At 47.3% G+C, this 26,588-nt stretch carries 22 protein-coding genes; 21 read left to right on the forward strand and 1 reads right to left on the reverse strand.

Annotated features, from left to right (window positions below):
- Positions 1-34: 34 nt before the first annotated feature.
- The 18 genes from HPY28_RS15030 to HPY28_RS15115 all read left to right on the forward strand — a co-directional run bounded on the left by HPY28_RS15030 (position 35) and on the right by HPY28_RS15115 (position 23,502).
- Positions 35-427, forward strand: a complete 393-nt coding sequence (locus HPY28_RS15030; protein ID WP_017252408.1) for a membrane protein — start codon at positions 35-37, stop codon at positions 425-427.
- Between the two features lie 77 nt (positions 428-504).
- Complete coding sequence (locus HPY28_RS15035) at positions 505-1,923, forward strand: sigma-54 interaction domain-containing protein (protein ID WP_174225231.1); 1,419 nt, start codon at positions 505-507, stop codon at positions 1,921-1,923.
- A gap of 164 nt (positions 1,924-2,087) precedes the next feature.
- Entirely contained in the window at positions 2,088-3,452 is a 1,365-nt protein-coding gene (gene kamA / locus HPY28_RS15040) for a lysine 2,3-aminomutase (RefSeq protein WP_173623313.1), read from the forward strand.
- A 268-nt stretch (positions 3,453-3,720) separates the two neighbouring features.
- A complete protein-coding gene (locus HPY28_RS15045) occupies positions 3,721-5,796 on the forward strand; it encodes a heterodisulfide reductase-related iron-sulfur binding cluster (RefSeq protein WP_174230849.1) in 2,076 nt (691 codons plus the stop codon).
- A gap of 113 nt (positions 5,797-5,909) precedes the next feature.
- On the forward strand, positions 5,910-6,449 hold the full coding sequence (locus tag HPY28_RS15050; RefSeq protein ID WP_173623315.1) for a sigma-70 family RNA polymerase sigma factor: 540 nt from the start codon (positions 5,910-5,912) through the stop codon (positions 6,447-6,449).
- The gene (locus tag HPY28_RS15055) at positions 6,446-7,561 is read left to right on the forward strand and encodes a hypothetical protein (RefSeq protein WP_174230850.1); all 1,116 of its coding nucleotides are present in this window, start codon (positions 6,446-6,448) and stop codon (positions 7,559-7,561) included. Before HPY28_RS15050 ends, HPY28_RS15055 begins: the two co-directional genes overlap by 4 nt.
- 160 nt (positions 7,562-7,721) lie before the next feature.
- A complete protein-coding gene (locus HPY28_RS15060; protein WP_017252402.1) occupies positions 7,722-8,900 on the forward strand; it encodes an acetyl-CoA C-acetyltransferase in 1,179 nt (392 codons plus the stop codon).
- A 15-nt stretch (positions 8,901-8,915) separates the two neighbouring features.
- Positions 8,916-9,767, forward strand: coding sequence for a 3-hydroxybutyryl-CoA dehydrogenase (locus HPY28_RS15065; RefSeq protein ID WP_017252401.1), 852 nt, complete (start codon positions 8,916-8,918; stop codon positions 9,765-9,767).
- Positions 9,768-9,979: 212 nt separating this feature from the next.
- The gene (locus HPY28_RS15070) at positions 9,980-11,122 is read left to right on the forward strand and encodes an acyl-CoA dehydrogenase (protein ID WP_174230851.1); all 1,143 of its coding nucleotides are present in this window, start codon (positions 9,980-9,982) and stop codon (positions 11,120-11,122) included.
- A 36-nt stretch (positions 11,123-11,158) separates the two neighbouring features.
- Positions 11,159-12,301, forward strand: coding sequence for an acyl-CoA dehydrogenase (locus tag HPY28_RS15075; RefSeq protein ID WP_017252399.1), 1,143 nt, complete (start codon positions 11,159-11,161; stop codon positions 12,299-12,301).
- Positions 12,302-12,472: 171 nt separating this feature from the next.
- A complete protein-coding gene (locus HPY28_RS15080) occupies positions 12,473-13,105 on the forward strand; it encodes a TetR/AcrR family transcriptional regulator (RefSeq protein WP_017252398.1) in 633 nt (210 codons plus the stop codon).
- A 122-nt stretch (positions 13,106-13,227) separates the two neighbouring features.
- Entirely contained in the window at positions 13,228-16,479 is a 3,252-nt protein-coding gene (icmF, locus tag HPY28_RS15085) for a fused isobutyryl-CoA mutase/GTPase IcmF (protein ID WP_017252397.1), read from the forward strand.
- 606 nt (positions 16,480-17,085) lie between these two features.
- Complete coding sequence (locus HPY28_RS15090; RefSeq protein ID WP_174230852.1) at positions 17,086-17,613, forward strand: TlpA family protein disulfide reductase; 528 nt, start codon at positions 17,086-17,088, stop codon at positions 17,611-17,613.
- A 20-nt stretch (positions 17,614-17,633) separates the two neighbouring features.
- A complete protein-coding gene (locus HPY28_RS15095; RefSeq protein ID WP_217444803.1) occupies positions 17,634-19,436 on the forward strand; it encodes an ABC transporter ATP-binding protein in 1,803 nt (600 codons plus the stop codon).
- Entirely contained in the window at positions 19,393-20,013 is a 621-nt protein-coding gene (locus HPY28_RS15100; protein ID WP_254613127.1) for a MauE/DoxX family redox-associated membrane protein, read from the forward strand. Before HPY28_RS15095 ends, HPY28_RS15100 begins: the two co-directional genes overlap by 44 nt.
- Before the next feature lie 34 nt (positions 20,014-20,047).
- Complete coding sequence (locus HPY28_RS15105; RefSeq protein WP_017252392.1) at positions 20,048-20,671, forward strand: thioredoxin domain-containing protein; 624 nt, start codon at positions 20,048-20,050, stop codon at positions 20,669-20,671.
- A gap of 468 nt (positions 20,672-21,139) precedes the next feature.
- Positions 21,140-21,700 carry a DNA-directed RNA polymerase subunit delta gene (gene rpoE, locus HPY28_RS15110; protein WP_017252391.1) on the forward strand — a complete coding sequence of 187 codons (561 nt, stop codon included), beginning with the start codon at positions 21,140-21,142 and terminating at the stop codon, positions 21,698-21,700.
- 206 nt (positions 21,701-21,906) lie between these two features.
- Positions 21,907-23,502 carry a CTP synthase gene (locus HPY28_RS15115; RefSeq protein ID WP_017252390.1) on the forward strand — a complete coding sequence of 532 codons (1,596 nt, stop codon included), beginning with the start codon at positions 21,907-21,909 and terminating at the stop codon, positions 23,500-23,502.
- Positions 23,503-23,573: 71 nt separating this feature from the next.
- Here the strand turns inward: HPY28_RS15115 and HPY28_RS15120 are convergent, their stop codons facing one another.
- Positions 23,574-24,368, reverse strand: coding sequence for a lipid II flippase Amj family protein (locus tag HPY28_RS15120; protein ID WP_017252389.1), 795 nt, complete (start codon positions 24,366-24,368; stop codon positions 23,574-23,576).
- Positions 24,369-24,539: 171 nt separating this feature from the next.
- Between HPY28_RS15120 and HPY28_RS15125 the strand changes: the two genes are divergently transcribed.
- From HPY28_RS15125 to fsa, 3 genes are all read left to right on the forward strand, one after another.
- Entirely contained in the window at positions 24,540-24,914 is a 375-nt protein-coding gene (locus tag HPY28_RS15125) for a response regulator (RefSeq protein WP_007725537.1), read from the forward strand.
- A gap of 103 nt (positions 24,915-25,017) precedes the next feature.
- On the forward strand, positions 25,018-25,872 hold the full coding sequence (gene fba / locus HPY28_RS15130; protein WP_048035114.1) for a class II fructose-1,6-bisphosphate aldolase: 855 nt from the start codon (positions 25,018-25,020) through the stop codon (positions 25,870-25,872).
- A 14-nt stretch (positions 25,873-25,886) separates the two neighbouring features.
- Complete coding sequence (gene fsa / locus HPY28_RS15135; RefSeq protein ID WP_017252387.1) at positions 25,887-26,531, forward strand: fructose-6-phosphate aldolase; 645 nt, start codon at positions 25,887-25,889, stop codon at positions 26,529-26,531.
- The last annotated feature ends 57 nt before the right edge of the window (positions 26,532-26,588 follow it).

A 26,588-nucleotide genomic window follows, 5' to 3' on the forward strand; every position in this document is an offset into this window, starting at 1 on the left:
ATTACTTGCGGCTGAAGTGAAAGGGGGATACAGCATGTTTGTACTCACAAATGGACTAATAGCCGGTCTGGGTCTTGCTGCTTTTTTGGCGCTCGGAGATGGTTTGTTTGATACCAATACCTTTCCCGTTTTAATTGATGTCAGCTATGTGCCGGGTATGGAAAACCTGCCCTCTATTGTAGAACTATTGATTCATCTGCTGATTAGTGTGATCGTCGCCTTTTTTCTCATGCACTTTTACCCGCGGGAACGAAAAGCCCGATCGGTACGATACTTGCTGTACTGGATGCTCGGTTTTTCTGTCGCGTTTTTCCCATTTAGCCTGTTGAGTCAATCCGCGATGAGTTTGACAGCGTTTTTCATCTGGGTATTGGGACATTTATTGTATACCGCAATGCTTGCCATTCAGGTAGGGCGTAATCGATAACCTTGTAAAAGTGCCGAATATTCGGCGAAGTGATGATTTTTTGGCAGCATGGATGGAAGGAAGGAGTGAAAGCCAGGATGCCGTTGTCAGATACGGTAGAAATGTTGCAGGCGATCTTGGGCGCTATCGATGAAGGAATTCACGTTGTGGACGCTAATGGCATTACGATTTTCTACAATCACGTCGCAGCCAAGCTAGATGGGCTGACCTCAGAAGAGGTGTTGGGGAAGCCATTGTTGGAGGTTTTTCCTTCGCTTGATCGGCAGTCGAGTACCCTGCTTCGTGTCATCGATAGTGGCGAATCAATTTACAACCAGACACAGACATATAAGAACTGGAAGGGAATGCGCGTGGAGACAATCAACACGACACTTCCAGTGAGAGTAGGCAAACGGTTAGTCGGGGCAGTCGAGGTGGCGAAGGATATCGGCAAGCTAAAAGAACTGTCGGAGCGCTTGGTTGATCTTCAGGCCCAGATTAGCAAGCCGAAACGGACAAAACGCTCGGTGGATGAAACGACTTTCCATTTCGAAGACATTTTGACGATGAGTGAAAAAATGAAACGTCTCAAAGAACGCGCTCGAAAAGCTGCACGGACAACTTCTCCCGTGTTGATATACGGCGAAACCGGGACGGGAAAAGAACTGTTTGTCCAATCTATTCACCACGCGTCTGTCCGCAGCAGTAAGCCATTCATCGCGCAAAACTGTGCCGCACTGCCGGCCGCGCTGCTCGAAAGCTTGCTGTTTGGCACGACAAAAGGAAGCTTCACAGGAGCCGATGATCGGCCAGGGTTATTCGAGCTGGCGGACGGTGGTACTCTATTTCTGGATGAACTGAACAGCATGCCGCTCGATTTGCAAGCAAAGCTGCTGCGAGTCCTCCAGGACGGTCAGATTAGACGGATCGGTGGGAGCCAGTCGACCAAAGTGGATGTACGAGTAATCGCCGCAGTCAACGAAGCACCACAGTCACTCGTGGAGAGAGGAATCATGCGAACCGACCTGTATTACCGGATCAACGTCGTCTCTTTTGAACTGCCGCCATTGCGCGAGCGCAGAGAAGATGTGGATATGCTGATCGATCATTTCTTGCAAAAGTTCAACCGGATCTTCGGTATGAATGTTCGTGGAATCAGCGGTGAAGTGGCTAGTTTGTTTGCTGCGTATGATTGGCCGGGAAACGTACGTGAACTGGAACATGTCATAGAAGCAGCCATGAATATGGTGGAGTCGGACATCATTTTGTTGGACCATCTTCCGGCTCATTTGCTGGAACGCTCGCCGTCTGAGAAAAATGAAGCACCTATTTCGGCACAACTTTTATCAAAGGAAGGCTGTACGCTGCCCGAGATTTTGCGTGAGGTAGAGGAAAAGGTGATCAAAGATGCGATGCAGCAAACGGACGGCAATGTACTTCGTGCTGCCAAACTCTTGGGCATCCCCAGACAGACACTGCAATACAAGCTCTCGCAGCGGGTGATCCCTCCCTGTTGATTGCCGAAAATTCGGCAGACTCGCGAAGGATCAAATGGATAAGAAGCGCTCACGAAACGCTCTATTCCTTATTTTCTAAATCTTTTGATTTGTTGGCATGGCACTTGCATCTCTTGTTGGTTGAGTGAAACGAAGAGGTTCACCATAAGACGAGGGGAGACGGGATGCACATGACAGTAGCGACAAAACGCGATTGGCGTTCGATAGAACTTTGGAAGGATGTCACGGACGAGCAATGGAATGACTGGATGTGGCAGCTTACGCACACCATCAAGACGGTCGATGATTTGAAGCAGGTAATCAACCTGACACCGGAAGAGGAAGAGGGCGTACGTATTTCTACGCAAACCATTCCACTCAATATCACACCGTACTATGCTCATCTGATGGATCCAGACGATCCAAGCGATCCGGTTCGCATGCAGTCTGTACCTTTGTCCTCTGAGATGGTTCGTACCAAATACGACATGGAAGACCCACTCCACGAGGATACCGATTCTCCTGTGCCTGGTCTGACGCATCGTTATCCAGATCGCGTGCTTTTCTTGGTGACGAACCAATGCTCCATGTATTGCCGTTACTGTACGCGCCGTCGCTTTTCCGGTCAGATCGGCATGGGCGTACCAAAGAAACAGCTGGATGCCTGTATCGATTACATCCGCTCAAGACCAGAAGTCCGCGATGTACTGCTCTCCGGTGGAGACGGTTTGTTGATCAATGACCGTGTATTGGAATACATCATCAGCAGCCTGCGCGACATCCCACATGTTGAAATTATTCGGATCGGTACGCGTGCACCCGTTGTATTCCCGCAGCGCATTACCGAAAACCTGTGCAATATCCTGAAAAAATACCATCCAGTTTGGCTAAATACACACTTTAACCATCCGAAAGAAATTACACCGGAAGCGAAGCTAGCTTGCGAAATGCTCGCCAACGCTGGTGTTCCGCTCGGCAACCAAGCAGTTATTTTGGCTGGTATCAACGATTGTGCGAATACGATGAAAAAGCTGGTGCAGGACCTGGTCAAAATCCGCGTTCGCCCGTATTACATCTATCAATGCGACCTGTCAGAGGGAATCGGACACTTCCGCGCACCTGTCAGCAAAGGGATCGAAATCATGGAGCACCTGCGCGGCCATACTTCCGGCTATGCAGTTCCGACTTTTGTAGTAGACGCTCCACACGGCGGAGGCAAAATTCCTGTCAGCCCGAACTACATCATCTCACAAGCATCCGATAAAGTTGTGCTGCGCAATTTTGAAGGCGTTATCACGTCCTATCCAGAGCCGAAGCAATACCACGAGCACGACGAGGAAAACTGCGAATACTGCATGGCTGCAAAAGGCAAAGCGGTTGGTATCGCAGCACTCATGCAAGACGAGGTAGACAATCTGGAGCCGACTGATCTGCCGCGTAACAAGCGCATCAAAGCAACCAAGGTCAAATCACTCGCAGATGTACGGTCAGAGCAAAAGGCCAAGAAAGACCAACCTACTGCCGAGACGAAGGAAGCCTCAGGAAAATAAACATGATCAACAGCTACCTGTATGAAGGTAGCTGTTTTTTTTTTTCGTAAGAATATTTCCAACTCTTCGAAGAGGATGGATGATTCGCAACTTGTGTGATAAGATCGAGTTGTACTCATTATGAGCGGTCGCTCAGTATCGTTGCATTTTTCGAAAAAAATAAACGGACTGACTGAATACTCATTCATTTATTTCCATGATTCTGATAAGATAGAAAAAACGATTTCCACGTCCAAAGACAAACTCGCAATAGAGGGGAGTAGAAAACATGCTGGCACTCATTAATTTGATCGCCTTTTTCCTGGTTCTCGCTTACGGGCTGTATTTAGCCGGGCATGTCGTGTACAGCAGATACTTGTTTATCAAGCTGGGGAAAAAGCCGGATGTGAAAAATGACTTTGGGGCACGCATCAATCTGATGCTGGACAACGTCATTTTCCACAAGAAGCTGTTGAAGGACAAAAAGAGCGGCGTGATGCACGTTGTGATGTTTTACGGCTTTATCACCCTGCAATTCGGAGCCATCGAGCTGGTTATCAAAGGGCTTTCGAAAGGCTACGAGCTTCCTTTTGGTAGCGCCCACAAATACTTCTCTGTCATGCAGGAGATCACCACATTTCTCATTTTGGCTGCGGTCGGTTACGCTTTTTACCGCCGCTATATCGAAAAGCTCAAGCGTCTGAAGCGCGGCTTCAAATCGGGGATCGTCCTCTTGCTGATTTCCTCCCTGATGGCGACTGTGCTGTTCTCGCTCGCTTTTGAACAAATTTGGCTCGGACATGAGCCATCGGCGTTCGCTCCGATCTCATCTGTTTTCGCGATCGTACTCTCTGCGATTGGAGTAGGGACAACAGGTGCAGTGGTAGGCTTTTACGTTTTCTGGTGGCTGCATCTGATCATCCTGCTCGGTTTCGCGGTGTATGTGCCGCAGTCCAAGCACGCGCATTTGCTGTTTGCTCCTGTCAATGTGTGGTTCAAGAAGCTGGACCCGCCAGGTAAGCTGACCAGCATCAACTTCGAGGACGAGACGCAGGAAGAATTTGGTGTCGGCAAAATCGAGGATTTTACGCAAACGCAGCTCATCGACCTGTACGCTTGTGTGGAGTGTGGTCGCTGCACGAATATGTGCCCGGCCTCTGGAACGGGAAAAATGCTCTCCCCAATGGATTTGATTACGAAAATGCGCGACCATTTGACCGAAAAAGGTGCGTCGGTGACATCGCGTACACCATGGATGCCTAACTTCGCCTTTTCGCAGACGACTGCCAACCAGATTGCAATCCAAGCATCTGAAGTAGCGGCGACAGCGGAAGGAGCAACTGCAGTCTATGAGAAAAGCTTGATCGGCGATGTCATTACCGAGCAGGAGCTGTGGGCTTGTACGACCTGTCGTAACTGTGAAGACCAATGCCCGGTGATGAACGAGCACGTAGATAAAATCATCGATATGCGCCGCTACTTGGTCATGACAGAAGGCAGCATGCCAGCAGAAGCGCAGCGCGCCTTGAACAATATCGAGCGTCAGGGCAACCCGTGGGGAATTAACCGCAAAGACCGGACGAAATGGATTGAAGGTCTGAACGGTGAATACGAGGTGCCAACTGTGAAGCAGGTCGAAGAATTCGAGTACTTGTTCTGGGTAGGCTCGATGGGATCATTTGACTTGCGTAGCCAAAAAATCTCGCAGGCATTTGTGAAGCTCATGCACGAAGCGGGTGTGAAGTTCGCCATTTTGGGCAACGAGGAAAAGAACTCTGGCGATACGGCCCGCCGCATTGGTAACGAGTTCTTGTTCCAGCAGCTCGCCCAAGAAAATATTGCCTTGTTTGAAGCGTATGAAGTGAAAAAAATCGTCACCTGCGACCCGCATGCGTTCAATACGTTTAAGAACGAATATCCGGAGTTTGGATTGAATGCAGAGGTGTACCACCACTCCGAGCTGTTGGCGGAGTGGGTGAAGGAAGGCAAATTGAAGCCAACCAAGGAAGTCAAGGAACGCATCACCTACCACGATTCCTGCTACCTGGGCCGCTACAACGAAATTTACGACAAGCCACGTGTAATTCTCGAAGCCATTCCTGGCGTAGAGGTGGTCGAGATGAAGCGCAGCGGCTGCGACAGTATGTGCTGTGGAGCGGGCGGCGGCTTGATGTGGATGGAGGAACATGAGGGCTCTCGTGTGAACGTTACACGTACGGAGCAAGCTCTGGAGGTCAAGCCGACGGAAATCGCCAGTGCATGCCCATACTGCCTGACGATGATGAACGATGGAATCAAGACCAAAGAGCAGGAAGATCACGTCAAAACACGCGACGTCGCGGAAATTCTCGCAGACGCCATCTAGGTTCATACCATGCGCAAGTCTCGTGCTGATCAAGCGACGAGGCTTGCGCATTATTTTTTGCAAAAAAACTGTAAGATAGAGGAGCCAGCTGAATCTAATGGAGTGGGAAGGGAGTGAGGAAGCTGGAGCTTGCAGAGAAAGGCTTAACCAAAACAAAAGAGGCATTATTCGATGAATTGATCCGGCACTATCTGAAAAAGGTGTTGCGACTCGTGTATTTGATGGTCAAGGACCGCAGCCTTGCAGAGGATATCACACAGGAAGTGTTCCTGTTAGCTTACAAAAATTTGGGGAAATTCCGCCAAGAGAGCTCGATGCAAACATGGGTGTACCGAATCGCCGTCAACGAAGCGAAAAAACACCTACGCTCGTGGTCGTTCCGTCACCTGTTTTTCAAACCGGAAGTGGACATAGAGGTAGTCGAGGGAGCAGAGTCGACCGTTTTGCAAAATGACCTTCGCGCCCGTTTTGCTCATCTTGTCATGAAGCTGCCGCATAGCTATCGTCAGTTGATTGTTCTTCACTACTACGAAGAGCTGTCCGTCGAGGAGATTGCGGTGATTATGGACACGTCCGCAGGAGCGATTTATACAAAAATGCACCGTGCACGCCAGAAACTTAAAGCGCTCCTGGAAAAGGAGGGGATCGAATGAACCTGGATAAATTGCTGGAGGAATTCAAGGAAACGGCTGACCGGACACTGTTGCGCGGAATGGACAATACGACTGGCTTGGAGGAGCGGATTCGCATGAATATCGAGAAGAAAGGCAAGAAAAGGTTTCGTTTCATCTACCCTGTAAGCGCAGCACTTGTTGCGGTTGTGCTTGTCATTGGGTTTGCCCCTTATTTACTGCAAAAGGAAAGCACGAGTACACATACGCCGAACGGAACGTCTGCTGAGCCAGGTACCCATCAAAAGCCCGATCCAAAGGCTCACCCAGCTTCTGATGATCAGGTGATTATGGGAACGGTAGATGAGATCATCGATGTCTTGCGTGTTGGGATGACACAAGACCAAATCAAAGCTAAGATTTCGTTCCCTTACACAGTTGTAGACAATTATGGCGGAAGCGGGGACGATGGCACAGAGGAGTACTGGGGCTATTCGATTCTCGCAAAAGAAGGATATCAGCGGAAAGATTGGACAATGATCGAGACGGAGGCTCTGCTAAAAAGAGACGTGGGCTTGGAGATGTTTGTTGGATGGAAGGATAAAAAGCTTTATTGGTATACCATAAGCTATGTCCAAGGCAAAGAGGTCTATCTTTTTAAACTGAACAGCAACGGTACCGTTAATGAGGATGTCGTAGATGTCCCACAGGATGGCACACAAACCCCAGTAGCTACGTCCGTATTTGATTTAAAGCCAGAGGAACAGGATCGTTATTACAATTACATGTATGAGAAAAAAGATGAGCTTTTGCGTGGTTTATCTCCAATTGATGTATTGAAGCTGTATGTGCAAGCACAGCAAGAGGGTCAGCTCGAAATGCAGTACGCTTTGCATATCGAGGACGATGGATCAGAGAAGCCGACACCGGAGCAATACTTGGAAGATATGAAGAAAGATCCAGTGGCAGCAAGAAATAGCTGGAAGCAGTTGAAAAAGATGCGAGAATTGGCAAGTGACATAACGCTTGAGCAAACGTCTGACAAGGAAGCGGTTGTATGGGTGGCCTTCAAGGACAATAGTGATAAGATTGCCTATAAAATGCAGAAAAACAAGCAAGGCTTCTGGAAACTAAGCTGGATGGCACGACAATAGCAAGAACAGCCTGACTCTCCCAAAAGTCAGGCTGCTCTTTTTTTCATTATTGATTGACTATTCGTACGGAAGACGGCAAAATAAAAGTATGCAAAATGAACGAACGCTCGATCAATTTAGTTTTTGTTGATGTGAAAATCATCCGAATGGAGGTCATTCGATGAAAACGGTCATTGTTGGGGCAGCGCGTACCCCGTTTGGTAAATTTGGCGGATCTTTGAAAGCGTTATCGGCAGTTGAGCTCGGTTCCATTGTAATCAAGGAAGCGGTAGAGCGCGCTGGCATTTCCGGCGATCAGGTGGACGAAGTGATCATGGGCATGGTCTTGCAGGCAGGTGCGGGTCAGGTGCCCTCACGCCAGGCGGCTCGTAAGGCTGGTTTGCCATGGAATGTAGCGAGCGAGACGATTAACAAGGTATGTGCGTCAGGGATGCGTGCAGTGACGTTGGGGGACCAGATCATTCGCGCAGGAGATGGAGAAATCATAGTCGCTGGCGGCATGGAGAGCATGAGCAACGCACCGTACGCACTGCCGGATGCACGCAACGGGATGAGGATGGGAGATGCGACTGTTCGCGACCTCATGATGTATGACGGCCTCACTTGCCCGTTTCATCAAGTGGCGATGGCTGTCCACGGTAGCAATGTGGCGGAAGAGAACGGGATTACGCGAGAAGAGCAGGATGCGTGGGCACTGCGCAGTCAGCAGAGAGCTGCTCAAGCGATGGAAAAAGGACTTTTTGCCGAAGAGCTAGTATCAGTTTCCATTCCGCAAAGAAAAGGGGAGCCGCTGCAAGTAATCGTGGATGAAGGACCGCGTCCAGATACCACTGAGGAAGGATTAGCGAAGCTGCCTCCCGTGTACAAAAAGGACGGGACAATCACGGCAGGCAATGCTCCAGGAATCAACGACGGAGCGGCAGCGATGGTGTTGATGTCGGATGCAAAAGCGCAGCAACTGGGTATCAAGCCGCTTGCGACGATTCTTGGTCACGCCGAGGTCGGCGCAGATGCACCTTATATCGCGACAACTCCGGGGCTTGCCATTAACAAGCTTCTGGAGAAGACGGGAGTAGCTCTTTCTGACATCGATTTGTTCGAGGTGAACGAAGCGTTTGCTGCGGTGATTTTGACCAGTGGTAAAATCGTCGGCTGGGACGCGGAGAAAGTGAATGTGAACGGCGGAGCGATCGCGTTTGGACACCCGATTGGCGCGAGTGGTGCTCGGATTATTATGCACCTCGCCTATGAATTAAAAAGACGAGGCGGCGGCTTAGGGATCGCGGCAATTTGCAGTGGTGCCGCACAGGGTGACGCCATCTTGATTAAAGTAGAGTAAGGGAGGCCTTTTTGCATGAACGTACAAACGATTATGGTCATCGGGGCAGGACAGATGGGCAGTGGGATTGCCCAGGTAGCAGCGCAGGCTGGCTTTCGTGTTTATTTGAACGACGTTCAGCAGGCGTTTGTGGAACGCGGTCTTGCTACGATTACGAAAAACTTGTCGCGCAACGTGGAAAAAGGCAAGCTCAGCGAAGCGGAAAAGGAAGCCATTCTCGGACGATTGACGCTGTCTACCGATCTGGCTGATGCATCAGATGCAGATTTTGTAGTAGAAGCAGTGACGGAAAATATGTCGGTCAAAACGCAAATTTTTTCCAAGCTGGACGAGGTATGTCCGCCGCATACGGTGCTCGCGAGCAATACATCCTCGTTGCCGATTACCGAGATCGCGGCAGTGACGAAGCGCCCGGAAAAAGTAATCGGCATGCACTTCATGAACCCTGTTCCCGTGATGAAGCTGGTTGAGATCATCCGCGGCCTGCAAACATCCGATGAGGTTTATCAGCTGACAGAAGATTTGTCCAAACAAATGAGCAAGGTGCCCGTGAGCGTAAACGATTTCCCTGGGTTTGTGTCCAATCGGGTACTGATGCCAATGCTGAATGAAGCGATTTATTGTGTGTACGAGGGAGTTGCAACACCGGAAGCGATCGATGAAGTCATGAAGCTGGGTATGAACCATCCGATGGGGCCGCTTCAGTTGGCTGATTTCATCGGGCTGGACACTTGCCTCTACATTATGGAGGTACTGCACGAAGGGTTCGGTGATTCGAAATACCGCCCATGCCCGTTGCTGCGCAAGTACGTCAAAGCAGGATGGCTAGGCAAAAAATCCGGTCGTGGTTTCTACGTGTACAACTAGGCAAGGTAGTTCAAAAATTCGTCTTTTGATCACGAAGTAGTACTGAAAGCGTATGCGACGTCGAAAGTGGCGTTCACCTTTGAAGTCCGGTGCTCATGTAGTTCTCTACATTCCGCTCCTCCTTCTTCAGGTTCTCGCCACTTTCTCGGTGCTGAAATGACGACTTTTTGAACTTTTGCTAGAGAGGAACTTTGCAGAAAGGTAGGACGGACATGGATTTTCGATTGAATGAAGAGCAAGAGATGATGCGCCGCATGGTGCGAGACTTTGCCCAGAAAGAGATCGCACCTTTCATCCCTGTGATGGAAGAGACGGACCAGTTCCCGCGTCAGATCCTGAAAAAGATGGGCGAGATGGGGCTCATGGGCATTCCGATCGCCGAAGAGTGGGGAGGAGCAGGGGCGGATTTTATTTCCTACATTTTGGCCATTCACGAGATTTCCAAAGTGAGTGCGACAGTAGGCGTCATTTTGTCCGTGCATACCTCCGTCGGGACGAACCCGATTCTCTACTTCGGTACCGAGGAGCAAAAACGCAAATACGTGACCAAGCTTGCGAGTGGGGAATACCTCGGGGCTTTTGCCTTGACCGAGCCGCATGCAGGTTCTGATGCGAGCAGTATTCGAACCACAGCTGTGAAAAAGGGCGATGAGTACATCTTGAACGGAAACAAGGTGTTCATCACAAACGGTGGGGAGGCAGATACGTATATCGCATTTGCCGTAACCGACTCTACAAAAGGAACCAAGGGAATATCGGCCTTCATTGTAGACAAGGATACACCAGGCTTCACGGTTGGGAAAAAAGAAAAGAAGATGGGACTGCACGGTTCCTATACGACAGAGCTCGTATTCGACAATGCGCGTGTACCGGCTGCCAACCTGCTGGGGCAGGAAGGGGAAGGCTTCTGTATCGCGATGGCGAATCTGGATTCCGGTCGAATCGGGATTGCGGCACAGGCACTCGGGATTGCTGAGGCGGCAGTAGAGTATGCGACAGAGTACGCGCGGGAACGTAAGCAGTTCGGACAACCGATTGCCAAGCAGCAAGCCATTGCCTTCAAGCTGGCTGACATGGCGACGAAAGCAGAAGTTGCCCGGTTGCTGGTATACCGAGCGGCGTGGCTGCGCAGCCAAGGTATTTCTTGTGGGATGGAAGCCTCGATGGCAAAGTGTTTTGCCACAGACTCCGCGATGGAGCTCGCCACAGAAGCCGTACAAATCTTTGGTGGATATGGCTACACTCGAGAATATCCGGTTGAACGTCTATTCCGGGATGCGAAAGTAACGCAAATCTATGAGGGCACCAACGAAATTCAACGAATCGTTATCGCCAAGCATTTGCTTGCTGATTAAATAGACAGATGAAAAAGACATGGGGGAGTGATCCATATGAATTTCCAACTGACGGAAGAACATGAAATGATGCGCAAAATGATTCGCGACTTTGCAGAGAATCAAGTAGCTCCGACAGCAGCCGAGCGCGACGAAGAAGAGTGTTTTGATCGTTCCATATTTGAGCAAATGGCTGAGCTTGGACTGACAGGCATTCCTTGGTCGGAACAATACGGCGGAGCAGGTGCAGATTACCTGAGCTACGTCATTGCAGTGGAAGAACTCTCCCGTGTGGATGCCTCCATCGGTGTGACACTGTCCGCACATGTTTCCTTGGCGAGCTGGCCGATTTACAAATTCGGGACAGAGGAGCAAAAACAAAAGTTTTTGCGTCCATTAGCAGAAGGCAAAAAGATGGGCGCGTACTGTTTGACCGAGGCGGGATCTGGCTCTGACTCTGCGGGAATGCGGACGACAGCCGTACGCGATGGTGATCATTACATTTTAAATGGCACCAAAATTTTCATTACCAATGCGGGCGAAGCAGAAATCTACATCGTATTCGCGGTCACCCAACCAGAGTTGAACCATAAAGGCATCACGGCTTTCATCGTAGAAAAAGGCATGGACGGCTTCACAATGGGGAAAAAGGAGAAGAAGCTGGGTATCCGTTCCTCGCCAACACTTGCAGTCAATTTTGAAGATGTGCGCGTGCCAGTAGAAAATAGGCTGGGCGAAGAAGGCCAAGGCTTCAAAATCGCGATGATGACGTTGGACGGTGGAAGAAACGGTATCGCCGCTCAAGCATTGGGCATTGCACAAGGTGCCTACGAGCATGCGCGGAACTATGCTAAAGAACGCAATCAGTTCGGCAAACCAATCGCTTCCTTGCAGGCAATCCAGTTCAAGCTGGCAGACATGGCTACCAAGATCGAGGCATCCCGTTTGCTCACTTACCAAGCAGCGTGGTTGGAGGATCAAGGTCTTCCATATGGCAAAGCATCTGCGATGTCCAAAGTTTTTGCAGGAGATACAGCAATGGAAGTAACAATCGAGGCTGTTCAAGTTTTCGGGGGTTACGGCTACACGCGGGAGTATCCTGTGGAGCGTTTCATGCGCGATGCCAAAATTACACAAATCTATGAAGGAACCAATGAAATCCAACGTGTCGTGATCAGTAATTTCCTGCTAAAAGAGTAGGAAACTGTCCAGTCTTCCAACACGATGACACACATAGAAAAGAAAAGTTTGGCTTTGTGCTCTTACTCGCGTATAATGATCTGCGAATGATACAAAAGTAGAGTGTTTGCGCCTTCTTTTCTATGAGGCGTCTGACCAAACGCTCAGTCGGTTGGAAAGGTGGATTTTGGAGTGTCTGACAAGAGAAAAGCGATACCGTCCCTAGTAAAGGACCCAAAACTGATCGAGAGAAGAAGAGAGCAGATTATTGAGGCTGCCGTTCATCTCTTCATTAATAAAGGTTTTCATAAAACGACGACAAGGGAGATTGCCCGAGCGTCTGGATTTAGTATTGGTACGTTGTACGAGTATATTGAGTCAAAAGAAGACGTGCTCTATCTTGTTTGTGATGCCATTCATGCGGAGATGGAGACGCGCTTGCGTGAAGCGATCAACTTCAACGGAACTGGTTTGAAAACATTAAAGATAGCACTAAAGAGCCTGATCCGCGTGATGGATCAGATGAGCGACCGCGTTTTGCTTATTTATCAGGAAGCCAAATCATTGCCAAAAGAAACACTCCGCTACGTGTTGGGGCGTGAAGAAGCCATTTCGCATATTTTCGTCGAAATCCTGGAAAAAGGGATTGCCGATGGTTCGCTGCACATTGACGAAAAGAACGTCAAGCTGATGGCGGACAATATCATGGTACTGGGCGAAATGTGGGTATTCCGCCGCTGGGCATTGAAAAAGCACTATACCATTGAGGAGTACACAGAGAAGCAGATCGCGCTTCTGCTTCGCGATATCAGTGTCTCCGATTAAGCGGAGAGTTTAAAAAGTCAGGGAAACATAGAGTGCCAAGCATACCTCGCGTCTACCGCGCCTTGATCTGCTTGGCCCTGTTTTTCCTCCTTTTTAAACGTAATTAAAAGGAGAGTGGAACGATGGAAACAGAAGTGTATCGTCCGCAAAACAAGGTTCGCTTTGTGACCGCAGCCAGTCTGTATGACGGTCACGACGCCTCGATTAATATCATGCGCCGTATTTTACAATCGTCGGGAGTAGAGGTAATCCATCTCGGACACAACCGCTCTGTTGATGATATTGTAACAGCCGCTGTTCAGGAGGATGTGCAAGGGATTGCCATCAGCTCCTACCAAGGCGGCCATGTGGAGTATTTCAAATACGTAATTGATCTATTACGCGAGCGGGGAGCAGAGCATATCCGTGTTTTTGGCGGCGGTGGCGGCGTTATCGTTCCACGCGAGATTCGGGAATTGGAAGAGTACGGAGTCTGTAAAATTTATTCGCCAGATGACGGCAGACGATTGGGCTTGCAGGGCATGATCAACGACATGATTAGACGTAGCGATTTCCCAACCGTTAAGCAGCTGGAGGGAGAAGTAGCAGGCTTGCGTGAGCAAAACCATCAGGCGATTGCCCGGCTTATTTCCGTTGCAGAGTACGCAGTGGACCAGCGTGAATGGACAGAACCTCTCCGTGAAAGTTTAGTGGAAGCCGATTCAGCCATTCCGGTATTAGGGATTACAGGTACGGGTGGAGCAGGAAAAAGCTCATTAACTGATGAGCTTGTTCGTCGATTTATTCGCACTTATCCCGAGAAGACGGTCGCGATCTTGTCTGTCGATCCATCCAAGCAAAAATCAGGCGGAGCGTTACTTGGTGACCGCATCCGCATGAATGCCAATTCGACACCGCGTGTTTATATGCGCAGTCTCGCCACCCGAAAATCGGGCATGGAGCTGTCTGCTGCCTTAAAAGACGCGATTCAAGTAACGCGTTCTGCCCATTTTGATTTGATTATTGTGGAAACGAGCGGGATTGGTCAGGGGGATGCGCAGGTCACAGAAGTGTGCGACGTCTCCATGTACGTCATGACGAGTGAATTCGGGGCACCATCTCAGTTGGAAAAGATTGATATGCTCGACTTTGCTGATGTGATCGCGATCAACAAATTTGAGCGTAAAGGCTCAGAGGACGCTCTTCGTGAGGTTCGCAAACAATATCGACGCAATCATCAGCTTTTTGAGCTGCCGGATGAGAAGGTTCCTGTGTATGGTACGATTGCGAGTCAGTTTAACGATCCGGGAACGAATGTGTTGTTTGCTGCCTTGATGCATCGAATTGTAGAAAAGACTAGCGTTGACTGGTCTGTAGAGAATTTGGATACGACTCCTGTAAAGATTCATAAAACTTCGTTGATTCCGACAGAGAGAATCAATTATTTGCAAGACATTGCCAACACCGTCCGCCAATACCGTGCCTATGCCGAAGAGCAGTCGTTGATTGCACGCAAGCTGTTCCAGTTGCAGGGTGCAAAGGAGACGGTGCTGGCCTCGGGAGATTCGGCAGCTGCCGAGTTGGTGGCGGTGCTGGATAAACAAATCGTTCTCTTTGAAGAAAAGCTGCATCCGGAGTGCCGACGTATCCTAGAAAATTGGCCCAAGCTCAAGGAAGCGTATCGGAAGGATCAATTCGTCACGAAAATTCGCGACAAGGAACTGGTTACCAAGCTGTTCAGCGAATCGTTGTCGGGTACACGCATTTCAAAAGTAGCCGTCCCTGATTACGAGGATTGGGGCGAAATTTTAAAGTGGTCGTTAAAAGAAAATGTTCCAGGTGAATTCCCGTATACCGCAGGAGTATTTCCGTTTAAACGCGAGGGAGAAGATCCCAAGCGACAATTTGCAGGCGAAGGTACTCCGGAGCGGACGAACAGACGCTTCCACTTCCTGTCTCAAAATGATGAAGCGAAGCGACTCAGTACGGCTTTTGACTCGGTTACGCTGTATGGTGAGGACCCTGACTACCGCCCGGACATTTACGGAAAAATCGGTACGAGTGGGGTCAGCATTTGCACCCTGGATGACATGAAAAAGCTGTACGCCGGCTTTGACCTTTGTGCACCTAGCACTTCTGTGTCCATGACCATCAACGGTCCCGCGCCCATGATTTTGGCCATGTTCATGAATACGGCGATTGAGCAGCAACTGAATGCTTTTGTTCAAAAAGAAGGGCGTCAGCCTACCGAGGACGAAGCGAAGCAAATCAGAGCGTACACGCTGTCGACTGTTCGCGGAACCGTTCAGGCAGATATTTTGAAAGAGGATCAGGGGCAAAACACGTGTATCTTCTCGACAGAATTTGCCTTGCGGATGATGGGGGATATCCAGCAGTATTTTATCGACCAGAAAGTGCGGAACTACTACTCTGTGTCCATTTCCGGCTATCACATTGCGGAGGCAGGGGCGAATCCGATTACGCAGCTTGCGTTTACGCTATCTAACGGATTTACCTATGTTGAGTACTATTTAAGCCGCGGCATGAACATCGATGACTTTGCGCCGAACCTGTCCTTCTTCTTCTCTAATGGTCTCGATCCGGAATACACCGTGATTGGACGTGTGGCTCGCCGGATTTGGGCAACCGTGATGAAAAATCGTTATGGTGCAAATGACCGCAGCCAAAAGCTGAAGTACCACATCCAGACGTCCGGCCGTTCCTTGCATGCGCAGGAGATGGATTTCAACGATATCAGAACGACCTTGCAGGCCTTGATTGCCATTTACGACAACTGTAATTCTCTCCATACGAATGCCTACGACGAAGCGATTACGACCCCGACAGAGAACTCTGTGCGACGGGCAATGGCGATTCAGATGATCATCAACAAGGAAATGGGACTCGCGAAAAATGAGAACCCACTTCAAGGGGCATTCATCATCGATGAGTTGACTGATCTGGTAGAAGAGTCAGTTATGCAAGAGTTCGAGCGGATCAGTTCTCGCGGAGGCGTTCTGGGAGCGATGGAGACTCAATACCAGCGCGGCAAAATTCAAGACGAGTCCATGTATTACGAAATGAAAAAGCATACGGGCGAGCTTCCAATTATTGGGGTAAACACGTTCATTAATCCGAATGCATCTGAGGACGATTACGAGATTGAATTGGCTCGGGCGACCGAAGAGGAAAAAGAACAGCAAATCATTAATCTCCGGGCATTCCAGGAGCGCCACAAGGATGTGTCTGCGGCTGCGCTGCGGCGTCTGCAAGAAGTGGCTATGGCGGGAGAGAACATCTTTGCCGAGCTGATGGAGACGGTCAAAGTAGCATCGCTTGGACAAATCAGTGGTGCCTTGTATGAAGTGGGCGGCCAATACCGCAGAAATATGTAGCAACAGAGTAATTGGCTTAAAAGAAATCCTAGGGTAACGTGGAAAGATTCGAAAATCACACAAGGACCACTTCTTTGTTACGAGGTGGTCCTTGTCTTATTCTAAAATGTAAAACAAGAGTAGAAGTTTAACTTCTACTCTTAAGACTGTAGAGAAACCCCGCTATTTTCGGGGTTTCTTTCATTAGGAAGAAAATTTGTGAATGCAAAACAAACCTCCAGCTCCACATTTCTAGTGGTTTTGAAGGTTTGTTTGGAGAGGATGATTTAGCATCCTAGCAAATTTTTCGTGTATTGCTGGTACCCTCATCCCCTAAATGATTCTTTTTCCTAGCAGCAAGTAAATTTAAGAGGGTTCTGCAAGTTATGTTTTGCTGTCCCCTTTTCTAGAATACAAAACACATTAATGGTGCAGGGAGGATCAATGAAACCGTTTTTAGAATCATTCTTGACACCAATTAACTTTGAAAATTGATCTAACATAGTCATAACCTCCATATTTTTACATTTTTTTACTTTCGATTCAATTATAAGAATTGCAACAAAAACTGTCAAATGATATATTATTTACAAATATTTACCAAAATAGAGTTTGAGGGAGGTTTCTGTGTACGTTCTCATTCCACTAACGGTAGCAGTTGCTTTATTCGGCATGCAACTCTATTCATACCGAAAGTTCAGGAATATCGTTACTCTCTTTTCTGTAGAAGATTCTTTTTTTTCACTCCTAAACCAGTATTTTATCGGTGTAAATCTCAAAGAGTCACTTATATTCCCCACGCATTTTTCACAAACACCAACCATTGTCATGTTCGCTGCCCCCTCATGTGATACATGCCATCATGAAGTAGAAAGATACTTAACCCATATCAAGAAAAAAACAACCAACCTTCCTTTCTTATGTGCGGTTAAGCAGGATGATTCTGACTATCAGCACTTTATCGACACATTTAGCGGAAAAATTACGATGGTTCCCGTCGACAAAAAAACCATGAGCGAATTACAAATCCTCAACTTCCCAAGCCTGTTTATTGTTGACTCACAGGGGATCATTCGATATGTAGGACGCTCAGTTGGTGAGCTAGTAGACATCTTGAAGCACAAGGAGAAGCAAGAGCTCCACAACATCCAATAAAACTAGAAAAGGTGTTCCTCATGATTGTTCAATCATTTATCAAGCTGTTCACTTTCTTATGGGCACATGCCCGGCTACTTCTCGCGCTTCTAGTTTGCTTAACAATCATGATTGGTTTACTACCAGTAGCCACCCTTTGGCTATCCAAAGAAATGATCAATGAGGTCGCGAAAATCATTCAACTCCAAGTGGGTGATTATCGTTATGCTTTTTTCTTACTCTCACTTCAATTTTTAATAGCGATGGCTACATCTGTGCTTCTCAATATCCAACAATACCTGAATGGAAAGCTTGAAAATGTTTTGGAACTCGCGGCACAATCACTTGTACTTCAAAAGGTAGAAGCGGTACCGCTTTTCTATTTTGATATTCCCGATTTTTACAATCATTTAGAGAGAGTTCACTTGAATGTGGGCACACGCTTTTTATCACCACTCACGATCCTACTAGAGATCGTTAGAGCCAGCATTACTATTTTCAGTTTCTTGCTCTTTTTGTTTACCGTTCACTGGAGCCTCGTCATTTTAAGTCTGATCGCGGCAATTCCCGTCTTCTTTGTTCAAATTCGGTTTGGCAGTATCAATTATTGGCTCAGATACGGCTTAACCCCCTTAATTCGCGACATACAATATACCAGTTTTTTATTGAAAGATCGGCAGTCAGCCAAGGAAATTCGACTATTTGGCTTAGGTCAAATGCTACTGAAAAGATGGTCAACCTCCATTACCCACCAGTTCACTGAAACATTAAAGGTGCTGCGAAAGCAACAAGCAACTGAGGTCGGCCTAGATGGGTTTACCGCACTTTTGTACTTTGGGACAGCTGGAATTATCATCTGGTTAATCCGTACCACCTCTATGCAAATCGGTGAGTTTGTAGCAATCGGACAAGCTGTGCAGGGAACACAAGGATTGACCAATCAGCTATCTAACCAGTTTGCCAAAATATTTGGAGAGATTCTTTATATAAACGATTTTTTTTATTTCATCGAATATGAACACCCTGAAAAGGATGCAAGCGACGAAGGCTCGGCTCTCTTTCCTGCACCGCTACAACAGGGCATTTTTATAAAAGGATTGTCATTTACCTACGTGAATACGACAAATCCTGTTCTAAGGGATATTCACTTGCACATACGGCCTGGTGAAAAAATCGCAATCGTCGGTGAAAATGGCTCGGGTAAATCAACCTTAGTCAAATGTGTGATGGGGTTGTATCCCATATCACAGGGTGACATTTCCTTCGATGGCCTCAGTATTAGCCAGATCAAACCTGATGATTTACGCAAAAATATGACCGTGATCTTCCAGGACTTCATCAAATATGCCTATACGTTACAAGATAATATTGGTTTTGGTGATACCGAACGAATAAACGATCTAAAATGGATGCAAGAAGTTGCCGCTACAGCTGGCGTGGATCAAATCGTTTCCAAACTTCCAGATGGCTACCAAACCTATTTAAGTCGCTATTTGCAAGAGGGAACCGATCTTTCTGGAGGACAATGGCAAAAAATTGCCTTGGCTCGTGCTCTATTTCGAAATAGTGATATTGTGATTTTAGATGAGCCAACAGCAGCTCTTGATCCCATGACTGAGCTTTCTGTATACCAACTCGTACGAAATCTGACCGAAAATAAAACAACCCTATTTGTCTCACACCGTATGGCTGCCGCTAAAATGGCAGATCGGATTATCGTGATGAAGGATGGTCAGTTAGTCGAGTCTGGAACGCATGATGAACTGATTTCACGTAATAAAGAATATGCGCAGATGTATCATGCTCAAGCACAATGGTATGCAACACCAGTGGAAAGCAGGTGAAAAATTGGAAATCGCATCCTTTATCTTTCGCATGATTCTAGCACTGTTGTTTATAAGCTCGTCTGTATCAAAAATCAAAAACAGAACGACTCATGCTTCAATTGTAAAAGACTACAAAATACTGCCTGAACGATCTATTAGATTTTTTGCCGTCCTCGACACTTATTCTGAATTGCTGATTGGATTGCTACTCATTTTCGGGCTGTACTATTCTTGGGCAGCTCTGGCTGGTAGTGGTTTACTACTCCTGTATAGCGTGGCTATTGTGGTCAATTTATTGCGCGGAAGACGAGAAATATCATGTGGTTGCGGTGGCATCGTCGGCAATCACAATCTATCATGGGTACTGGTCAGCCGAAACGTTTTGCTCATTGCGATGTGTCTCTGGGTCTATCAAATACCGACCACCTATGGGAATCTCTCATGGGCATTAGAAACAGGGAATTTCAGGACCGTATATGGAGAAGAGTACTGGACGTTAATGATCATCGTATTGTTGTCCACACTTGTGATTCTGATTGGTCAACATCTAGGGAGCATTCGGAAGAAAGTACACGAGCTAGTCGCACAAAAGTAAATATCATTCCCTCACGAAAAAGGAGAGATCCTCTGTGGAAACGTTTATACAATGGTCTGTGATTGCGTTATGGGTATTTGTCATTGTGCAATTCGTCGTTATTTACCTGCTAACAAAACTAGTAGCAGATTTTATCAATAAATTACAAGCAAAAGAAAAAGAACCGAGTGTAGACAACTGGATAGGCTCCAGAGCCCCGGTTCTGATCGATAACAGTCCGTCTGGAACAAGCATTGATTTTACAGAGATGAAAAGCCACTCTACACTTGCACTTTTCACGGCAGAAGGTTGTCCCATATGCCAGCAAATTATTCCACATTTAGAGAAGGTAAAACTACGATTTCCTCAGCTTAAATTACTAGTTGTTTATTCAGGAAAGCTCATTCACGACACTCAAAACCAGGACGATATTCAGTATATCAACTCTTCCATTTCGTTTTCAATGTACCAAATCGATGCCATCCCATCTGCTGTCCTGATCGACAAAAAAGGAATTATCCTTGCCAAAGAATCGGTTCCTACCTTTCATTATCTACTGGCATTGCTTGAAAAACATGTGCATATCGAAGCGGACACCTCGGAGTTCATTCCTGCGTCGCTCTCAACAAATCTAGGAGAAAATAAAGCAAATAAAATTGCCCCTCAACCATATTCATGACTGTAGAAAACCTACCATTCATATTTTAAGAATATTACAGTAAATTAACGCGGTGTCGTGTGTAATAATGAAGAGTAGAAGTTAAACTTCTACTCTTCATTATATTATCTATCGTACGTTACTTTTCCAAAATGTTATGTAATAAAAATTTGTATGTCCATTCCAAATGGTCGTTTGTTAGCACTTATCTTAGCCCCCAACTGTTTAATCAGTGGTTGGTATAGGGGTGAGTTCATTATTAAGGAAATTTACGACCATTACCTAATAAAAAGAGTCTCGCTTGTTTGAAAGCCTTGCATTTTCGGCTAAAATAAGGAATACTGTATGTTAGCCTTCGTATGTTGTGCGTTGTGTAATTAGGGATTTTGACATCATTTATGAATGACTTATACAAACCTGCGTCCCCCGAACAGGGCACCGGGTCAGTATTCAAATCAATCGTTTTCATATGGAAAGGACGTGCCCTGAGTGAGTCAATTGTTTGCTCATATTGATTCCGAGAAACTGAGTGAGATGGCGTTAGTTGACATTGCGTATGAAATTTTGCGTGAAACTAACCGCACTTACAACTTCCGCGAGCTGATGAATGAACTGGTTGCAGTGCGCAAGCTGACTGATGAACAACTCATGGCAATCATCGCGCAAGTATACACAGAAATTAACATTGATGGCCGCTTCGTGTGCCTCGGTGACAATGTATGGGGATTGAAACGCTGGTACCCAACCGACACCGTGGAAGAAACCCAAGAGGGTGGCGGAACGAAGAAGAAGAAAATCGTCACGGAAGACGACTTCGACGATTACGATTCCGAAGACGAAGGTGTCGAGGAATACGAGGAAGACGATGTTGTCATCTTTGAGGACGAAGAGGAATTCGTCGACGAAGATTCTGAAATCGAAGAAGAAGAAATCGATGGAGAAATCGACGAGGAAGAACTCGAAGACGAAGATGATGAGATGTTCGAAGAAGACGAAGAGCTTGCGGAAGAGGAATCTGACGAAGAGCTCGACGAGGAAGACGATAAATAGGTCCTTGACTTCCGCTTAAGGGACAGATAAAATACTCCTTGGGCTTCACATGAAGAAGGATCAAATATGGGAAACTATAAAACAAAAGTGCCCCTACCCCATTTCTTTACGGGATAGGACTCGCTTTTGTTTTTCTTTTTTTTTGGAGCCGTCTTCATTCGATTTTTATAACAACTTAAGGGTGAGGGAAAGAGGGGACGTTAACGATGACGAAGTATATTTTTGTGACAGGCGGGGTTGTATCCTCGTTGGGAAAAGGAATTACAGCGGCTTCTCTGGGCCGACTCTTGAAAAATAGGGGTCTGAAGGTAACCATCCAGAAGTGTGACCCATACATCAACGTTGACCCGGGAACGATGAGTCCGTATCAACACGGGGAAGTTTTCGTAACGGACGATGGTGCGGAAACAGACCTGGACTTGGGCCACTATGAGCGCTTTATCGATATCAACCTGAGCGCTAACTCCAATATGACAACTGGTAGAATTTACTCGACTGTCATTGCCAAAGAACGCCGTGGCGACTATTTGGGAGGAACCGTTCAAGTTATTCCTCACATCACGAACGAAATCAAAGATCGCATTTTCCGTGCAGGTCGCGAAACCGGGGCAGATGTAGTGATTACCGAGATCGGTGGAACTGTTGGGGATATCGAGAGCTTGCCATTCCTTGAATCCATTCGCCAGATCAAAAGTGACATCGGTCGTGAAAACGTCATGTACATTCACGTAACCCTGGTACCATATATCAAGGCAGCAGGTGAAATGAAAACCAAGCCTACGCAACACAGCGTGAAAGAACTGCGCAGCTTGGGTATTCAACCAAATGTGATCGTGACACGTACCGAGCAACCGATGACGCAAGAAATGAAAGACAAGTTGGCTCTGTTCTGTGATATCGATAAAAACGCGGTAGTGGAATGTATAGACGCGGACAGCCTTTACGATGTACCACTGCAATTGCAAGCACAAGGGTTGGACGATTACGTATGCCGTCACTTGGGTCTGACTTGCCAAGAAGCGGATATGACAGAGTGGAAATCGCTCGTATCGAAAATCAAAAACCTGTCCAAAACGACTACCATTGCAATCGTTGGTAAATATGTAGAATTGCATGATGCGTACTTGTCCGTAGCAGAAGCGCTGTATCATGGTGGCTATGCGAACGATTCCAAAGTAGAAATCAAATGGGTACACGCGGAAGAAGTTACGCCAGAAAATGTTGGCGAACTGCTCGGTGATGTAAATGGTATCCTCGTACCAGGCGGCTTTGGCGATCGTGGTATCGAAGGTAAAATCATCGCTACACGCTATGCTCGTGAAAATAAAGTGCCATTCCTCGGAATTTGCTTGGGTATGCAAATCGCTGTGATCGAGTTCGCTCGCCACGTAGCGGGTATGGACGGCGCAAACAGCTCCGAGATCAACCCGAATACAGCATATCCGGTTATTGACCTCTTGCCAGAGCAAAAAGATATCGAGGACAAGGGCGGTACAATGCGTCTGGGTCTCGGTCCAACCAAAGTGGAAGAAGGCACGCTGACTGAGGCTGCATACGGAAGTACCCTGGTTTATGAACGTCATCGTCATCGCTATGAAGTGAACAACGAATATCGTGATCAATTGGCGCAAATGGGCTTGCGTTTTGCGGGTACAACTCCAGATGGTCGACTGGTTGAAATCGTGGAAGTTCCAGAACATCCATGGTATGTAGCGACACAGTTCCACCCAGAGTTCACATCCCGTCCGAACCGTCCACAGCCATTGTTCCGTGACTTCGTGAAGGCTTCCCTGAACAAATAACATAGTTCCATAAATAAAAGACGCACCCGCGATGTAAAGTCGCAGGTGCGTTTTGTGCTTTCAAAAGCAGATCAATGGAACAAGGGCGATAGCCAGGCTACCCAGTAGGCGGCCGGAATGAGCAGGAATTGAGCCAAAATCGTTCCGATAAAACGTGAGAACATCAGCCACAGGTACATGTCGCGAATCGATTGCTGCGTGGTTTTCCCTTGCATTGCTTTTTCTGTCAGAAGGGCAATTTGCGGGTCTACTAGAATCGTCATGAAAATCGTGGCAAAACCGTTGATTAATCCAGAAGACATCAAAACGGTTGCTTTGTAATCCGGGGCTAGTAATGTCGCGTATAACACGGACAGTACGCTGCTTGTGTAGATAGCTGTCCCAAATGCATTTAATAACAGTAATCGTTTGGGAATGCCTTTGATTCGAAAACGAGAGATGGCTTGCCAGCTAGGAATCCGGACATGATGGTGAACACGTCGGATGGTTTCAACAGTAACAGCCGTGCGAATCATTTGCGGAATCGAGCCCGCTAACTCCAAGTGCGAGATCATTCGTTTCGATATTTGGACGAAAGTGGGAAACAGTACGATAGCCGCCAAGGTTCCGAGCGAGGACGCTGCAATAATCACGTGCAACTGTGTGCTAGGATCAACGTGCTCGATCGCAGCTTGATCCATCAATCCCCCAGTGAATGGTCCTTGAATCAGGTTGGAAGTACGGGAGAGGAGCAATACGATCCCGACCAGAGACATCGCTACAGCAATCCTGCCCGTTTGTACCCCTGCAAAACGGATTCCGTAGGTAAGTGTCTCTGTCGTATGGATAATAAATGTTAACAAGCAAATCAGCCACAGAGCATCCATAGTAAGTATCTGGCTCCTTGTGTGTAGGGGAAATTGGTTTTTCCCATTATACTCGAAATGAGGCTTATGGGAAATTTTAAGCAGACGTTCAGCAAAAAAGGTGAAGGAGTTTCCTGATTTTAGGCGAACCCATAATAATTAAGAAAACGCATTCGTCAGGGGGGAATCAGAATGTTCGACAAGCAAGATAAAAAGGTACTGGTTGTGGATGACCAGTATGGGATTCGCATTTTACTGTATGAGGTGCTGGGAAAAGAAGGGTACAAGACCTTTCAGGCAGCAAACGGGAAAATGGCATTGGAAATCGTGGAAAAAGAATCGCCAGATTTGGTTATCCTCGACATGAAGATCCCTGGGATGGATGGTATTGAGATCTTGAAACACATCAAGAAGATCAATCAGGAAATCAAAGTCATCATGATGACAGCTTACGGAGAGCTGGACATGATCAAAGAAGCAACACAACTGGGAGCATTGACTCATTTTACAAAGCCGTTTGATATCGATGAACTACGAATGGCAGTGCATCAGCAATTAGCTTGTTAAGAACTGACTGCTAAGGTCAGGGTACAAGCGTCCCTGTTAACAAATGCTTGTCTGTGGTATAATAAGCCACATGACTGAAGTCTGCTAGAGGAGGATTTACAAAATGCCACTGGTACCTATGACCGCTTTTACCGAAGACGTCAAAAAGCATAAATACGCCGTCGGACAATTTAACCTGAACAATCTGGAGTTTACTCAAGCGATTACTGAAGCTGCGATGGAAGAAAAATCGCCTGTGATCTTTGGTGTTTCTGAGGGTGCACTGAAATACATGGGGATCGATTATACAGTAGCGATTGCAAAAGTGGCTGCTGAACGCGCAGGAGTCCCTGTAGCATTGCATCTTGACCATGGTAGCAATTTCGACATGGTAATGAAGTGCATTCGCGCTGGGTTCTCTTCTGTTATGTTCGATGGTTCCCATCATTCGTTTGAAGATAACCTTCGCCTGACCAAACAGGTTGTAGAGGCTGCTCACGCTGTTGGCGTATCGGTAGAAGGTGAACTCGGTACCATCGGTGGGGTAGAAGACGACCTGTCTGTTGACGAGGAAGATGCTACCCTGGCAAATCCTGAGGAAGCAATCCGCTTCTGGGAAGAAACAAAAGTAGACTACGTAGCGATTGCTGTAGGTACAGCACATGGTATGTACAAAGGAGTTCCAAAAATCCGCTACGACATTATCGAAAAAGTAGCGAGCAACATTGGAGCGCCGATCGTTCTTCACGGTGGTTCCGGCGTACCAGACGAAGCGATTATCGAATCCATCCGTTTGGGCGTAGGAAAAATCAATGTAAATACAGAAAGCCAAGTCGCATGCACGGAAACAGTTCGCAAAGTGCTAGCTGCCAAGCCGAATGAGATCGATCCACGCAAATACCTGAGCCCTGCTCGCGATGCGATCAAGGAAGTAGTAAAAGGAAAAATGCGCTTGTTCGGAAGTAGCAACCGCGCGTAACTGGGAGGATAATCATGCGTTTTTTGATTGATACAGCAAACGTTGAAGAAATCCGCGAGATTCACGAATGGGGAGTTCTGGCGGGCGTAACGACAAATCCGTCTCTGGTTGCCAAAGAAGGACGCGATTTTGTAGAAACCCTGAAAGAAATTCTCGATATTGTTGACGGTCCGATTAGTGCCGAAGTCATCAGTACAGATGCAAAAGGCATGATCGAAGAGGGAGATAAGCTCGCTGCTCTTTCGAAAAACATCGTCATCAAGCTGCCAATGACCGCAGAAGGTTTGAAGGCAACCAAGTATTTCGCTAAACGCAAAATCAGAACAAACGTAACACTGGTGTTCTCCGCGAATCAGGCACTTTTGGCTGCGCGCGCAGGTGCGAGCTTCGTGTCTCCGTTCTTGGGACGCCTGGATGATATTGGTCAAGATGGCATGCAATTGATCGAAGATATTGCTGAAATCTTTTCTGTTCACGGTATCGACACCGAGATCATTGCGGCATCTGTGCGCCACCCTGTTCACGTAACGGAGGCAGCACGCCGTGGTTCTCACTTCGCTACCATTCCAGCGAAAGTATTTAAACAACTCATTGCCCATCCACTGACAGACAGTGGCTTGGAGAAATTCCTCGCTGACTGGGCAAGTATGCAAAAATAAGGACACGTGTTGAAAGTCCAAGCACCTTTTCCATCGGGGAAGGTGCTTCTTTCCCGA

Origin of the sequence: Brevibacillus sp. HB1.2 (assembly GCF_013332495.1) — a bacterium.
Classification (GTDB): domain Bacteria; phylum Bacillota; class Bacilli; order Brevibacillales; family Brevibacillaceae; genus Brevibacillus; species Brevibacillus porteri.